Source organism: Shimia haliotis, from assembly GCF_900114415.1.
Classification (GTDB): Bacteria; Pseudomonadota; Alphaproteobacteria; order Rhodobacterales; family Rhodobacteraceae; genus Shimia; species Shimia haliotis.
On the sequence record NZ_FOSZ01000007.1, the window covers coordinates 50,288 to 63,653 of the forward strand.

Annotated in this window: 13 protein-coding genes; 8 read left to right on the forward strand and 5 right to left on the reverse strand. The window is 57.5% G+C overall.

Annotation, left to right across the window (positions count from 1 at the left end; genetic code table 11):
* Positions 1-8: 8 nt before the first annotated feature.
* The gene (locus BM069_RS15540) at positions 9-1,376 is read right to left on the reverse strand and encodes an MATE family efflux transporter (RefSeq protein WP_093325081.1); all 1,368 of its coding nucleotides are present in this window, start codon (positions 1,374-1,376) and stop codon (positions 9-11) included.
* Between the two features lie 121 nt (positions 1,377-1,497).
* Here BM069_RS15540 and BM069_RS15545 point away from each other — a divergent pair, with 121 nt between their 5' ends.
* Entirely contained in the window at positions 1,498-2,142 is a 645-nt protein-coding gene (locus tag BM069_RS15545) for a DUF2461 domain-containing protein (protein ID WP_212611550.1), read from the forward strand.
* Positions 2,143-2,228: 86 nt separating this feature from the next.
* Here the strand turns inward: BM069_RS15545 and ppk2 are convergent, their stop codons facing one another.
* Positions 2,229-3,176 carry a polyphosphate kinase 2 gene (gene ppk2 / locus BM069_RS15550; RefSeq protein ID WP_093325084.1) on the reverse strand — a complete coding sequence of 316 codons (948 nt, stop codon included), beginning with the start codon at positions 3,174-3,176 and terminating at the stop codon, positions 2,229-2,231.
* 209 nt (positions 3,177-3,385) lie between these two features.
* Between ppk2 and BM069_RS15555 the strand changes: the two genes are divergently transcribed.
* The gene (locus BM069_RS15555) at positions 3,386-4,669 is read left to right on the forward strand and encodes an alpha/beta hydrolase family protein (RefSeq protein ID WP_093325086.1); all 1,284 of its coding nucleotides are present in this window, start codon (positions 3,386-3,388) and stop codon (positions 4,667-4,669) included.
* Positions 4,670-4,747: 78 nt separating this feature from the next.
* On the opposite strand, the gene BM069_RS15560 is transcribed toward BM069_RS15555, so the two are convergent.
* Both BM069_RS15560 and BM069_RS15565 read right to left on the reverse strand, forming a co-directional pair.
* Positions 4,748-5,677: a glycosyltransferase family 61 protein gene (locus BM069_RS15560; protein ID WP_093325088.1), complete on the reverse strand. Its 930-nt coding sequence runs from the start codon at positions 5,675-5,677 to the stop codon at positions 4,748-4,750.
* 5 nt (positions 5,678-5,682) lie between these two features.
* Positions 5,683-6,765, reverse strand: coding sequence for an NAD-dependent epimerase/dehydratase family protein (locus BM069_RS15565; protein ID WP_093325089.1), 1,083 nt, complete (start codon positions 6,763-6,765; stop codon positions 5,683-5,685).
* Positions 6,766-7,094: 329 nt separating this feature from the next.
* On the opposite strand from BM069_RS15565, the gene parE reads away from it, so the two are divergent.
* The 6 genes from parE (at position 7,095) to BM069_RS15595 (ending at position 12,975) form a co-directional block, all read left to right on the forward strand.
* Positions 7,095-9,050 carry a DNA topoisomerase IV subunit B gene (parE, locus tag BM069_RS15570; RefSeq protein WP_093325091.1) on the forward strand — a complete coding sequence of 652 codons (1,956 nt, stop codon included), beginning with the start codon at positions 7,095-7,097 and terminating at the stop codon, positions 9,048-9,050.
* 84 nt (positions 9,051-9,134) lie between these two features.
* On the forward strand, positions 9,135-9,953 hold the full coding sequence (locus BM069_RS15575; RefSeq protein ID WP_093325092.1) for a hypothetical protein: 819 nt from the start codon (positions 9,135-9,137) through the stop codon (positions 9,951-9,953).
* 191 nt (positions 9,954-10,144) lie between these two features.
* Entirely contained in the window at positions 10,145-10,564 is a 420-nt protein-coding gene (locus BM069_RS15580; RefSeq protein WP_093325094.1) for a hypothetical protein, read from the forward strand.
* 48 nt (positions 10,565-10,612) lie between these two features.
* On the forward strand, positions 10,613-11,287 hold the full coding sequence (locus tag BM069_RS15585) for a hypothetical protein (RefSeq protein WP_093325095.1): 675 nt from the start codon (positions 10,613-10,615) through the stop codon (positions 11,285-11,287).
* Between the two features lie 116 nt (positions 11,288-11,403).
* A complete protein-coding gene (locus tag BM069_RS15590; RefSeq protein WP_093325097.1) occupies positions 11,404-12,279 on the forward strand; it encodes an S-methyl-5'-thioadenosine phosphorylase in 876 nt (291 codons plus the stop codon).
* Positions 12,280-12,345: 66 nt separating this feature from the next.
* Positions 12,346-12,975, forward strand: a complete 630-nt coding sequence (locus BM069_RS15595; protein ID WP_093325098.1) for a LysE family translocator — start codon at positions 12,346-12,348, stop codon at positions 12,973-12,975.
* Positions 12,976-12,984: 9 nt separating this feature from the next.
* On the opposite strand, the gene BM069_RS15600 is transcribed toward BM069_RS15595, so the two are convergent.
* The gene (locus tag BM069_RS15600; protein ID WP_244503641.1) at positions 12,985-13,212 is read right to left on the reverse strand and encodes a hypothetical protein; all 228 of its coding nucleotides are present in this window, start codon (positions 13,210-13,212) and stop codon (positions 12,985-12,987) included.
* Positions 13,213-13,366 lie beyond the last annotated feature (154 nt).

Below are 13,366 nucleotides of genomic sequence, written 5' to 3' on the forward strand. Positions count from 1 at the left end.
CGCGCGCGTCAGCCCACGAACTTCAGGCGGAGTCTGTTCATGTCCGTGATCCAGAAACGGTACATTAACAGCACCGCCGCAGCCGTCAGCCCTGTCACCAGTCCCAACCAGACTCCCACTCCGCCGAGATCAAAAACAAAGCCCAGAACATACGCGCTCGGGACCCCGATCATCCAATAGCTAATGCCTGCAATGACCATCGGCCCGCGTGTGTCCTGACAGCCGCGCAACAAGCCCAGCGCCAAAATTTGAGCGCCGTCCACGAACTGAAACAAAGCTGCCATATAAAGCAGGGTCACACCCGCAGCGAGAATGGCATCCCGCTCGACTTCATCAGGCCGGATGAACGCGCCCAACAAAGGTTCGGGGAACAACACAAAAACCAGTGTAGCCACAAAGGCAAAGCTCATCGACATCGCGATCGCCACTTTGGCCCCGCGCGACATATGGTCGGCATCCCGCCGCCCCATGGCGTTGCCTACGCGCACAGTGGCCGCGTTGGACAGGCCAAGGTGCAACATGAAGGCAAGGCTTGCGAGTTGCAGGGCAATCCCGTGTGCCGCCAACTGGATGGTACCGAGCCACCCCATCATGATGGAAGACGCCGAAAACAGGCTGACTTCGGCAAGGTTGGTCAGGCCAATCGGCAGCCCCAACCGGAACACTCGCGCAAAAACCTCCCAGTCCGGCTTCCACAGTCGCTTAAATAGCGCATGTTCAGGCAAAGCCCGCACTGCATAGATGATCACGCCAATCAGGGACACGAACTGTACCGTGATCGAGGCCACAGCGGCCCCCTGCACGCCCATTTCCGGCGCGCCCCAATTGCCAAATATCAGGGCATAGTTCACGATCGCATTCACCGGTACGGCAATCACAGTCACCCAGAATACAACCCGCGTCCGCTCCAAGGCGGCAAGATAGCTCTTGAGCACCATCACCAAAAGCGCCGGTGTCAGCCCAAATCCGGCCACCCGCAAATAGACTTGCGCCAAGTCGGCCACTTCCGGAGTTTGCTGCAAACCCAGCAAAATCGGGCCCGACAAAAAGAAAATCGGCAGCAACAGAACACCAAAAATCGTCGACAGCCACAGCCCCATACGGGTGATCCGCCGCAGCATGACCTGATCGTCTTGTGCATCCGCCTCTGCCACCAGCGGCATCACCGCAATGGCAAAACCGGAGCCCAGAATAAACAGCACGAAAAAGAAACTGCCACCGATCACCACAGAGGCCAGCGCCTCGACCGAATACCAGCCCAGCATAATGGTGTCGGTCAAACCGATTCCAAATTGCGCAATGTGTCCGCCGATCAACGGCAAACCGATCCGCAGCAGGGCACGGATGTGCCCGGAGGTGCTCATGGCTGTGCTCATGATCAAGCCTTATGTCCGAAGGTGTGAGGCCGCAATTGGCCTCTGGAAGTTGAATGATCTTCTCCGTTTTGTCACCATATCCAAACCAAAGCCCTTTCACACCCCCAATTTCAGGTATCCCATGTCCTCGGAATTTTCCCACCTAGTCTTTGAAACCCGCGCATTTCTCAACGAGTTAGCGGAAAACAACACCCGTGACTGGTTCTCTGCAAACAAAGCCCGATACGACGCTGAACTGCGCATTCCGGCCATGGGTTTTCTGGACACAATTGGCGCAGACCTTGAACGTGCGTTTGAGGCGCGCCCGACCGCTAAGCTCTTTCGCCCACAGCGTGACGTGCGCTTTTCCAAGGACAAGACCCCCTACCATCTGCACCTGCACATGCTGTGGTCAACACCCCCCGTGGGCTGGTTTCTTGGCATCGGGCGCGACTATCTGTCGGTGGGCGGAGGCATAATGGGCTTTGACAAAGCGGGGCTCGCTGCTTGGCGCGACGCGGTGGATGGTCCCAAAGGGGGCGAGCTGACAGAGATCATCGCCGACCTGAAAGCCAAAGGCGCCCGCATCGACGAAGCAGAGCTCAAACGCGTCCCCGCACCTTATGACAAGACCCATCCACGCGGCGCGCTGCTCAAACGCAAATCCATGACCATGTGGTTTGACCTCTCCGATCAAATGGTTGCGGAGAAGGGCCTTGAGCGGGCCACTCTGGACGCCTTCCAACACCTGATCCCGTTGCAACTGGCACTCAGGGACATCGCCTGAGAGATCCGATTCAAAGCCGCACACAAAACCCGCCACCCCAAAGGGCGGCGGGTGCTTTCACTGTCCAATGGCCTTTTGGCCTTCGCTTAGCCCCTACGCGCATCCGGATGCAACGCGGTGCCAAGGATGTGGTCCGCCTGATGGATCACATGGCTTGCTTCATTCACAATCAACGGATCGGGTGCCTTAACGATCTTTTCGTCTTTGCCCGGATAATCCAGCGAATTGAGGAAGTGCAGCATACAATTCAGGCGCGCGCGCTTCTTGTCATCAGACTTGATCACCGTCCAAGGGGCATCTGCGGTGTCGGTGTAAAAGAACATCGCTTCCTTGGCCTCGGTGTAATCATCCCACTTGCCCAGCGACGCCTTATCAATAGGGCTTAGCTTCCACTGTTTAAGCGGATCGGTTTCGCGGCTTTCAAAACGGCGCTTTTGTTCGTCCTGCGTGACCGAGAACCAATATTTGTACATCCGGATGCCGGACCGCACGAGCATACGTTCAAAATCAGGTGTTTGACGCATGAACTCCAGGTATTCGGCGGGCTCGCAGAACCCCATGACGCGCTCAACGCCCGCTCGATTGTACCAGCTTCTGTCATACAGAACCATCTCACCCGCAGTTGGCAGGTGGTTCACATACCGCTGGAAATACCACTGGCCCAACTCTTCTTCGGTCGGCTTGTTCAGCGCCACAACACGCGCCGCACGTGGGTTCAGGTGTTCGGTGAACCGCTTAATTGTGCCGCCTTTGCCCGCAGCATCACGTCCCTCAAACAGCATCACGAATTTTTGGCCCGTTTCCTGAGCCCAAAGTTGAACTTTCAGAAGCTCGGCCTGAATTTCCGCTTTCTGGCGTTCATATACACGACGGGACAGTTTGACATCATAGGGGTACTCGCCCCGCTCAAATGCCTTGCGAATGGCTTCCTTGGACGGCTTTTTTGCCCGCGCTGACGGCGTCAAAGGTGCAGCACCTGGACCCTTCTGCAACCCACCATTTGCCTTCTGCTGATCCTGTGATTCTGTAGCCATACGCGTCTCCTTTTAATCTCGTCCTGAATTCGCCCAGAAGGGTACGCCAATCGGCGAACTTCCGCCTTGATGCAGCGCAAATCCAGCGCTCAAAACGCCGAGGTGGAAAGACGAGAAAAAATTCAGACCCCGCGTCACTTTCGTATCTGGAAGGTGCATTTTCGGTTTTTTTCGCTTCTACTTTGCGCCATGCAACAGGAGAACGTCTGATGACCATGATGAGAGCTGCCATAGTGTCCCTGACACTGGCCACACCTGCTTTGGCTGAAAATCGTATTGACCAAATTCGCCCCGACGCGCCTGAACTGGCGGCGTTTGGAGCCCATGTGGTGGGTGTGACCACCCGCACCTTTTCCAATCCCGACCAGATTGATGTGCTCAACTCTACCGCAGATGCGCTGGCGACCTACAACCGTGATCTGACTGTCGAGATCTGGTATCCGGCCGCCGAAGGCACCGCACCGGGCGGCACCTATACGGCGCCGTTGCGCGACCCCACTGTTGAGGTCACGTTGCACGGCATGGCTGCCCGCGACGCAGAGCCTGCCTCTGGCGAAGCCTATCCGCTGATCGTTATTTCGCATGGGTATCCCGGCAACCGGTTCCTGCTCAGCCATTTGGGGGAAAACCTCGCGTCCAAGGGCTACGTGGTTGCCTCTATCGACCACACCGACAGCACCTACTCCGATCAGGCTGCTTTCGGCTCGACACTTTTGAACCGCCCGATTGACCAGAAATTCGTCATCGACAGCATGCAAGCGCTGGACGGCCCGATTGGCGCCATCACCGACGCTTCCACAACCGGCGTTATCGGCTATTCCATGGGGGGCTATGGCGCGCTGATCTTTGGCGGCGCAGGCCTCGTTGCGGGTGTGGAACAGTCGCCCTTCGCCCCACCCAAAGGCGCGCTTGTGCACAACGTCGCTGGCACCGACACCCACGAAGCCCTTGTGGACGAACGCGTCAAAGCCATGATCGCCATCGGCCCTTGGGGGCGCAACTACGGCCTCTGGGACGACGCTGGACTGGCTGGACTGCGCAAGCCGACTTTGCTGATGGCTGGCTCGGTGGACGATGTTTCGGTCTATGACGCCATCCGCCAGATTTTCACGGGCGCAACCGGCACCGACCGTCACCTGCTGACGTTTGAAAACGCCAACCACAACGCAGCGGCTCCGATGCCTGCCCCACTGGAAAGCTGGCAGCCGTCCGAAGTGCTCGATTTTCCGGCCTTTGACCACTACGCCGATGCGGTCTGGGACACCAACCGGATGAACAACATCACCCAGCACTTCGCCACGGCCTTTATGGATCTGCATCTCAAGTCCGACGCGGAAAAAGCGACCTATCTGGACCTCGTTCCCAACGCCAAAGACGGCGTGTTCTCTGCCGAGGAAGACGGCACATTAAAGGACGATCACAGCTACTGGAAAGGCTTCCAGCCCCGCACGGCCATCGGCCTGCAATTTGAAAGCTTGGCAAAAGGCGAATAATCCGCCCTACCTCGAAAACCCCCGAAAAAGTTTTTCGGGGGTTTTTCTTGGTGAGAACGGGAATGCTCCCTTTCGACCTCAGCCACCCACTTTCCAGAATTCCGCCACGTCTGCGGCGGAAAGTGCGGGAAAATCACCGCTGACCAAAACCTGTTTAATCCGCAGCCCCATCAGTCGGGCCAAGCCCTCATGCGGCGGGGGAACCGTCTGCATGATCTCCGGTGTCAGGATGTAAACCCGTGTGCCAGGACGCGCCCAAATCAGATTTGCCACCTCAGCCCCACGGATCATCGCCACCCCTCGGCTGCGCGCAAAAGCAAAAGCCTGCCCAGCCAAGTCATGTGCCCCACACTCAAAAGCCGATGCCGCGACCCCGCGCTCTGCCAACCCCGCCACGGCGGCGTCCACATTGCTCAAGGCACGTCGCGCCACCCCATACCCCTTGATATCCGCGTGCCCCTCGGGCCCGTAAAACGGCAGCTCCTCAGAGCGTCGCAACACCAAAAAGCTGTCCCAAGGCACAGCCTCCGGATCGCAGAACCCGTCCAGCATCCATTGCCTAAGCGCCAGAACATCCTGCTGAAATGCACCGGCGATGTCCGCCCCGTTCACCAACGCCCAATGCTCTGGTCGGCGGGCTCTGATCACATCCCGCACTGCGGCAAGCCGGTGATCACTGCTTTCCGGCATGTCCGTCCAAAACCGGTGCAGACACAGCACATCCCAACGCGGGACCCTTAGGTCTTCCGCACCGCTCAGTCGGCTTCTGTCCACCACCTGAATGCTCAAACCCAGCGCTTTTGCCACCTCTTCGATAAGAGGCGTCATTTTGGGACCGCAATCCTCAAACACATAGGTTTCGCGTGTCCGGTGCCGCCCACGCACCAGCGACAGTGCCGGAAACAGGTATCCCCAAGCAAAATGATAGAAATGCTGGGGCGACCCATAGTCGATCTCTCGGTCATACCGCAAAGCCACCAAGCGGCGGGTCCGGAGCCTGCGCAGCATGGCTCTCAGACCGCCTCTCGCGACACAGCAACACCAAGGGCCGAGGCATTGTCGACGCAAAACCGCATCGAACGCTCAAAGGTTTCCTGCAAATCGACCTGCGGCTGCCAGCCCAGCGCGGTGATTTTCCCGATATCCGGCATCCGGCGATCACAGTCTTCATAGCCCGAGCCGTAAAACTGCTCCGCCGGCACATCCTTGATCTCAATCGGCCTTCCGGTTCCAGCTTCCTGCGCATAGATCCCGCGCATCAACTCGGCCAATTCTGCAATGGTGGTTTCATTGCCCGGATTGCCAATATTGAAAATCTGGTTTCGCGCGCCTTCGGGGTCACGCAAAATGTGGATCAACGCAGATGTCGCATCGTCAATAAAGGTAAAGCACCGCCGGCTTTTGCCACCATCAACCAGCTGCATCGCACGCTCATGCAACAACGCACTCATAAAGCTCGCAAACACCCGCGGCACTTCGGCGTCCTCTGCCCCGTCGCCTTCATCCAGCCAATCCATCAACGGGCCCACAAAATTGAAGGGCCGCACGATGGCATACTCCAAATCACCAGCCAGCCCATGCGCATGAATAATCCGGTCCAAAAGCTGTTTGGATGTGCTGTAAATCCAGCGGTGGTTGTCAATAGGCCCCAGCGTGCAGTCGCTATGATCTTCCGAGAAAGGCGCCTCGCTGCCGCCGGTCTTGCCGTAAACCTCGCTGGTGGAAAAATGCATCAACCGCTTCTTGTGCCGGACCGCCGCGTTGATCACATTCATCGATCCATGCAGCGTCACGTCAATCACACCCAAAGGGTTGTCCAAAAACGTCTTGGGCAAAACATGCGACACGAGATTGATGACAATATCAGCCTCCTCAATCGCCGCCTCTAGCACCGCGCCATCCGTCAACACATCACAGCGACGAAATGCACACTTCCCCCTGCCTCCAAATCGCAGGGCTAATTTTTCGTCATTTGTATCCAGTACAATTGGCGTGAAGTCCCCACTTTGCGCTAAGGCATATGCCAGATTGCTCCCCACAAAACCCGATCCGCCCACGAGCACCACTTGCTTGGGCGGCGCACCGTCACGCGCCATAGTCAATTCCTATCTCCAATTCCCTGTCTGAAACGCTGGCTGAGCAGCGCCAAAAACGCAACAAAATATTGGATTTCATGGCCTTGTGTCGCATCAAAGTTCTGCTTTAACCCGCGCAAAACTTGCACCGTCAAACTGAATGATGAACGTTGCACCCTATGCGTATTTCCCCCCTGCCCCTAAACTCCCCTACCAATGACCGGTGATCGTATGAGCGCGATCTGGACGACCCGTGCGAAACCCGCCAATTGACCGCGCTTCGCACTTCCCCCTTTCGGCATCCCCTGCCATAATGCGCCCCAAGCAACACAAAAAAGAGCAGCCCGCGAATGCCCAACGACCTTTTGGCCGATAGCAAACCGTCTCAATATGACGCCTCTTCCATTCAAGTCCTCGAAGACATGGAGCACGTGCGCCTGCGCCCCGGCATGTATATCGGCGGCAAGGACGACCGCGCGCTACACCATATGGTGGCGGAAATTGTCGACAACTCCATGGACGAAGCCGTCGCAGGCCACGCCACATGGATCGAGATCGAGCTGCACGAAAACGGCCATGTGTCAGTGCGCGACAACGGGCGGGGCATCCCAACCGATCCGCACCCCAAAGACCCGGAAAAGTCCGCGCTGGAAATCATCTTCTGCACGCTGAACGCGGGTGGTAAATTCTCCGGCGACAGCTATGAAACTTCCGGCGGTCTGCACGGTGTGGGCTCCTCCGTTGTAAACGCGCTGTCTGACCATTTGCGTGTCGAGGTTGCACGCAACAAAGAACTCTTTGCGATGGAATTTGCCCGCGGTGTGCCACAGGGCAAGCTTGAGAAAATCGGCTCCGCCCCCAACCGGCGCGGCACGGCGGTGACCTTCCACCCCGATCCCGAAATCTTCGGCTCGCTCAAACTCAAACCGGCCCGTCTTTTCAAAATGGCGCGCTCCAAGGCCTACCTCTTCTCAGGCGTCGAAATCCGCTGGAAAACCGCCATCGTGGATGGCGACACCCCGATGGAGGCCAAGTTCCACTTCCCCGGTGGCCTTGCCGATTACCTCAACGAAACGCTTTCAGGCGCGACCACCTATGCCGACAGCCCTTTCTGCGGCACGGTGTCCTTTGAGAAATTCAAAGCCCCCGGCAAGGTCGAATGGGCCATCAACTGGACCCCCTCGCGCGACGGGTTCATACAATCTTACTGTAACACCGTCCCCACCCCCGAAGGCGGCACGCATGAGGCCGGTTTCTGGGCTGCGATCCTCAAGGGCATCAAGGCCTATGGCGAATTGGTGAACAACAAAAAGGCCGCGACCATCACCCGCGAAGACCTGACCACAGGCGCCGGCGCGCTGGTCAGCTGCTTCATTCGCGAGCCGGAATTTGTCGGCCAGACCAAAGACCGTCTTGCCACGGTTGAGGCACAGCGCATGGTGGAAAACTCCGTGCGCGACCACTTCGACAACTGGCTGGCGGCTGACACCAAATCCGCGGGCGCCATTCTCGACTTCCTTGTCCTTCGCGCCGAAGAACGCCTGCGCCGCCGTCAGGAAAAAGAGACCGCGCGTAAAACCGCCACCAAGAAACTGCGCCTACCGGGCAAGCTGGTGGATTGTTCCGCCACCAACCGCGAGGGCACCGAGCTGTTCATCGTGGAAGGTGACTCCGCGGGCGGCTCCGCCAAAATGGCCCGCAACCGCAAAACCCAAGCGCTCCTGCCCCTGCGCGGTAAAATCCTCAACGTCCTGGGCGCGGCCAGCTCCAAGCTTGGTTCAAACCAGGAAATCAACGACCTGACCCAAGCGCTTGGCGTCGGGCTGGGCACCAAATTCAACGTCGACGATCTGCGCTATGAAAAGATCATCATCATGACCGACGCGGATGTGGATGGTGCCCACATCGCCGCGCTCCTGATGACCTTCTTCTACACCCAAATGCGCCCAATGATCGACGCCGGTCACCTCTACATGGCCTGCCCGCCGCTCTTCCGCCTGACCCAAGGCGCCAAACGCGTCTACTGCGTGGATGAGGCCGAGCGTGACGTCTGGCTTGAAAAAGGTCTCGGCGGCAAAGGCAAAATCGACGTGAGCCGCTTCAAGGGTCTTGGCGAAATGGACGCCAAGGATCTGAAAGAGACCACGATGGACCCCGCAAGCCGCAAGCTGATCCGCATCACGATTGACGAGGACGAGCCGGGCGAGACCGATGGTCTGGTCGGCGATCTGATGGGTAAAAAGCCTGAGAAGCGCTATCAGTACATTCAGGAAAACGCGCGGTTTGTGGAGGAGTTGGATGTTTAATTGAGCTCGCAACTAAGACTACGGGATAGTCACAAAATCTGAAGTTTTTTTGGCATATTGGGCAAAAGCAATGAGGAGAACTCAATGGGAATTTTTCGCAAAAAAGAAAAAAACACGAAAACCCAAGTTGCTGAGCACGAAAGAATTAGAAACTCTAACAACGAACGGATTAGCGATTTAGAATCGCGGCTCGGGATGACGCTAGACGCAGTTAATGGTATTCACCAAACAGAGCGTCGATCAGCGATTATTGGTACTGTTTTTACAACTATTCTTGCCTTAGCGACCATCATTCTTGGGTCACTTGGATACAGCGAATTTTCAAGCTACAGCGACAAAGCGCAGCGAACCGTGGCTGAGATATCTGGCACTCTAAAACCTCTTACCTCGGAGCTATTTGTCAACGACCCGAGGCTTCCACAAACCAAATACGCCACAGCGAATTCAAAGATTACAATAGAAGAAACCAATACTCCCGGAAGTAATGTAGCTTATTATGTTGTCATATCCACCCAAGTCTGGGGGCGATCATATGGTCCTCCAGGGAAACTTATCGGTATTGAATTCAACCATAGTGGAAGCATGGTGGATATTCTAACGAAGGATGCATCGGGCAAAACCAATCTTGGAATGAAAAGATCCGTGGAAACGACCAAATTCGAACCTCTCGGAGATCACAATACAATGTCCATTGCGGAAAATGGTCACTACAATCTTTACACTTCACTAAGTTCACAACTCATTGAAAAATGTGAGGATGCAAAAAGAATGGTAACCGAGCTGATGGCCGGGACAATTACACTATCCATTGCTCCTGTATTTGAGCGAATTGAAGACGCCCCTAATCTCCAGCATTTCCCTCTCAAACCGATCCAAGTTTCCAAAATTGGTTGTCCCTTGTGACGAATATTGCCGTCGGCGAGGTTCCAAGCTGCCAAGGTGGAAGCATTTTTTTCAAGGTGAAGTGGGGAGCACACAGCTTTTCTTGTTCGCTAACGGCTCACCTTTCCGCGTGTGAGTACTTAGACGCGGCGGAATGCAAGGCATTCCGCATGAGGTTGCGATAGCCGAAACCACCTGCCAAACTCCCCCACATGCGCCCCCTCGCCCTCATCCTCGCCCTGCTGCTCCCCGCAACGGACACCGTCGCACAGGCCCGCAAGGACTCCGTGCGCCATCAGAACAACCACCTCTCCGTCCAGCCCAACCAGCGCCGCCAAGCCCCCACCCCGCGCCAGTGGCCGCAGGATCAGCAACGCACACAGGCCTTCTGCGACCAATACGCCCGTGCCGCCGCCTCCAACGCGGGCAACACCCAAGGCTCCCAAACCGGCAAAACATTCGGCGAACAAACCGGCTACATCATCACGCGCGACAAAAAACAGGCCGAAGCACTCGGCATGGTCGGCGGCGCCATCGGGTCCGCCGCGGGCACGCGGGTCGACACGCAGTTCTATCAATTCCACATGCATCAATGCCTCTCGGGCGGCAAACTGATCACCACGCCGAAATAACGGCTTTCCCACCTTGCCCCAAGCCACGCCGGTGCTACGCTCCGACCCATGCGCGCGCCCCTGATCTTTCTTTGTCTGCTCCTGATGTCCTGTGGCCGCCCGCTGACAGACACGGAACGCGCCTTTTTCAACGACATCGCAGGCGACAGCTTTGACCCCGCCCCCGTCCGTATCACCAAAAACGCCCCCCTTGGAGTCGCCACCTTCACGCGAGAGGTCCGCCCACGCCTGACCTGCCGCGAACGCATCTACCCCGCGCCCGAACCCGGCCCCGTCACAACCTCGCCCGCCGGTGTTGTGCTCTGGAACCACCTCTACACATCCGAGGGCTGGTCCGTGCCCAACTACATGCCCGCCTACCCGGGAAAAATTCACCTCGAGGCCGCCATGTATTTCGCCCACGAAATGGTGCACGTCTGGCAATGGCAGAACCGCGACCTCACCGGATATTCCCCATGGAAGGCCGCCAACGAACATCAGGTGTCTGACGATCCCTATCTGTTTGAGGTCACCTCGGACGCCACTTTCCTGACCTACCACTACGAGCAACAGGCCAGCGTCGTCGAAGAGTACCTCTGCTGCACCCTGCTGGATCCCGACGCGCCGCGCACCGAACGCCTCACCGATCTGGTCGAGGAAGTCTTCCCGACCCAAAACCTGCCCCGTCCCGAGCAGGTGATGTTGCCATGGGAGGCGGCCCAAATTCGCGGCATTTGCCGCTGACATCCACACAGTCGCGTTACCGACGTAATACCGACGCAATACCGACGTGCCTTTTGGTTGCCTTTTCCGCCCCCTGCCGCCACAACTTTTCACAACGAAAAGACAGGGAGATCCCCATGACCGAGACCAAGATCGCCGTGATCGGCGGCTCCGGCATTTACGACATCGACGGGCTTGAAGACGCCAAATGGCAGGCGGTAGACAGCCCCTTCGGCACCCCATCAGACGAGATCCTCACAGGCCGTCTGGACGGTGTGAAAATGGCCTTCCTACCCCGCCACGGGCGCGGCCATGTGCACACGCCAACCTCGGTCCCATACCGCGCCAACATCGACGCCCTGAAACGCCTTGGCGTGACCGATGTGATCTCCGTGTCGGCCACAGGATCCTTCCGAGAGGAAATGGCTCCGGGTGATTTTGTTGTTGTAGATCAATTCATTGACCGCACCTTCGCGCGCGAAAAATCCTTCTTCGGCCCCGGTCTTGTGGCGCATGTCTCCGTTGCCCACCCCACCTGCCCGCGCCTCTCGGAGGCCTGCTATACCGCCGCCAAAGACGCCGGCATTACCGTGCACAAAGGCGGCACCTATCTGGCGATGGAAGGCCCGCAATTCTCAACGCTGGCGGAGTCAAAAATGTACCGCGAAAGCTGGGGCGCAGATGTGATTGGCATGACCAACATGCCCGAGGCCAAATTGGCGCGCGAGGCCGAGCTTTGCTACGCGTCGGTGGCCATGGTCACGGACTACGACAGCTGGCACCCCGATCATGGTGAAGTCGATGTCTCTGAAATCATTGCCATTTTGACCGGAAACGCCGACAATGGCCGCGACCTCGTCCGCCGCCTGCCTGCGCTCCTTGGGGCCGAACGTAATCCCTGCGAACACGGTTGCGACCGCGCGCTTGAGTTCGCAATCCTTACAGCACCTGACAAGCGCGACCCGGCCATGGTGGCCAAACTCGACGCCGTTGCAGGCCGCGTTCTGGCCTAACCGCTGGACAGACCGAAAAAACCAATGCTTCATAAGGCCTGCACCCTTAATTGCAGGCCTTTTTCCATGCCCCTTGACCTCTGGCTCACCTTTGTCGCCGCCTCCACAGCACTCCTGCTGATCCCCGGCCCCACGATCTTACTGGTGCTGAGCTATGCGTTGACCCAAGGCCGTGCTGTGGCCGTTGCCACCGCCGCCGGTGTTGCCTTTGGCGACTTCATAGCGATGACCGCATCTCTGCTTGGCTTGGGCGCTTTGGTGCTGGCCTCCGCCACCGCCTTCACCGTGTTGAAATGGGCCGGCGCGGTCTATCTGTTGTGGCTGGGCTTCAAGATGGTGCGTGGCGCTGACTCGGCGACGCTCGGCAACCTGTCAGCCGCCGGGTCCATGCCTGCGCGTGGTGTCTTTGCCCATGCGGCGGCGGTGACGGCGCTCAACCCCAAAAGCATCGGTTTTTTCGTCGCGTTCGTGCCGCAGTTTCTGCAGCCATCACAACCGCTGATCCCGCAATTTGTGATCCTTATCAGCACGTTCGTGGCACTCGCAGCGCTCAACGCTCTGGCCTATGCACTGCTGGCAGATCGGCTGCGCTCACGTATTTCAAAGCCCGCTGTGATGCGTTGGCTCACACTTGCCGGAGGCGTTTCTCTGATGGCAATGGGGCTCTTAACTGCGACCCTGAAACGGGCCAGTTAGCAAGGACGTTCAATCCTCTTCATGCTCGCGCATAAAGTCGCGAATAAAGCGGCGAATTTCACGCGCGGCGCTCGTATCAAGATCCTTGCAAAGCTCGACAAAAGCATCGCGTTCTTCCTTGTCCAACCGCAAAACAAGCTGGCTGTCCTTCTTGGATTTGCGCTTGGCCTTATCCTTAACTTTTTGTTTGGATTTGGCTTTCACCATATCGGCGGCAGAGGCATCAGTCTTGCTCAAGTCTGGTCGTCCCGTCATTAAATGATGTTCGGCGCGCGCTGGTTATACAAGATAGGACACCGATATGGCAACAATATGCGAAGGTGCGCCCATGTGATGCAGCCACGGCATCCGGTTGCGCAAACCGCTGCTTGGCCACACTGAGAGCTTGCAC

Bases quoted from the DNA above. Each gene is read 5' to 3' on its own strand.
- BM069_RS15540 (WP_093325081.1), bottom strand. From the start codon at position 1,376: ATGAGCACAGCCATGAGCACCTCCGGGCACATCCGTGCCCTGCTGCGG.
- BM069_RS15545 (WP_212611550.1), top strand. From the start codon at position 1,498: ATGTCCTCGGAATTTTCCCACCTAGTCTTTGAAACCCGCGCATTTCTC.
- ppk2 (WP_093325084.1), bottom strand. From the start codon at position 3,176: ATGGCTACAGAATCACAGGATCAGCAGAAGGCAAATGGTGGGTTGCAG.
- BM069_RS15555 (WP_093325086.1), top strand. From the start codon at position 3,386: ATGACCATGATGAGAGCTGCCATAGTGTCCCTGACACTGGCCACACCT.
- BM069_RS15560 (WP_093325088.1), bottom strand. From the start codon at position 5,677: ATGCTGCGCAGGCTCCGGACCCGCCGCTTGGTGGCTTTGCGGTATGAC.
- BM069_RS15565 (WP_093325089.1), bottom strand. From the start codon at position 6,765: ATGGCGCGTGACGGTGCGCCGCCCAAGCAAGTGGTGCTCGTGGGCGGA.
- parE (WP_093325091.1), top strand. From the start codon at position 7,095: ATGCCCAACGACCTTTTGGCCGATAGCAAACCGTCTCAATATGACGCC.
- BM069_RS15575 (WP_093325092.1), top strand. From the start codon at position 9,135: ATGGGAATTTTTCGCAAAAAAGAAAAAAACACGAAAACCCAAGTTGCT.
- BM069_RS15580 (WP_093325094.1), top strand. From the start codon at position 10,145: ATGCGCCCCCTCGCCCTCATCCTCGCCCTGCTGCTCCCCGCAACGGAC.
- BM069_RS15585 (WP_093325095.1), top strand. From the start codon at position 10,613: ATGCGCGCGCCCCTGATCTTTCTTTGTCTGCTCCTGATGTCCTGTGGC.
- BM069_RS15590 (WP_093325097.1), top strand. From the start codon at position 11,404: ATGACCGAGACCAAGATCGCCGTGATCGGCGGCTCCGGCATTTACGAC.
- BM069_RS15595 (WP_093325098.1), top strand. From the start codon at position 12,346: ATGCCCCTTGACCTCTGGCTCACCTTTGTCGCCGCCTCCACAGCACTC.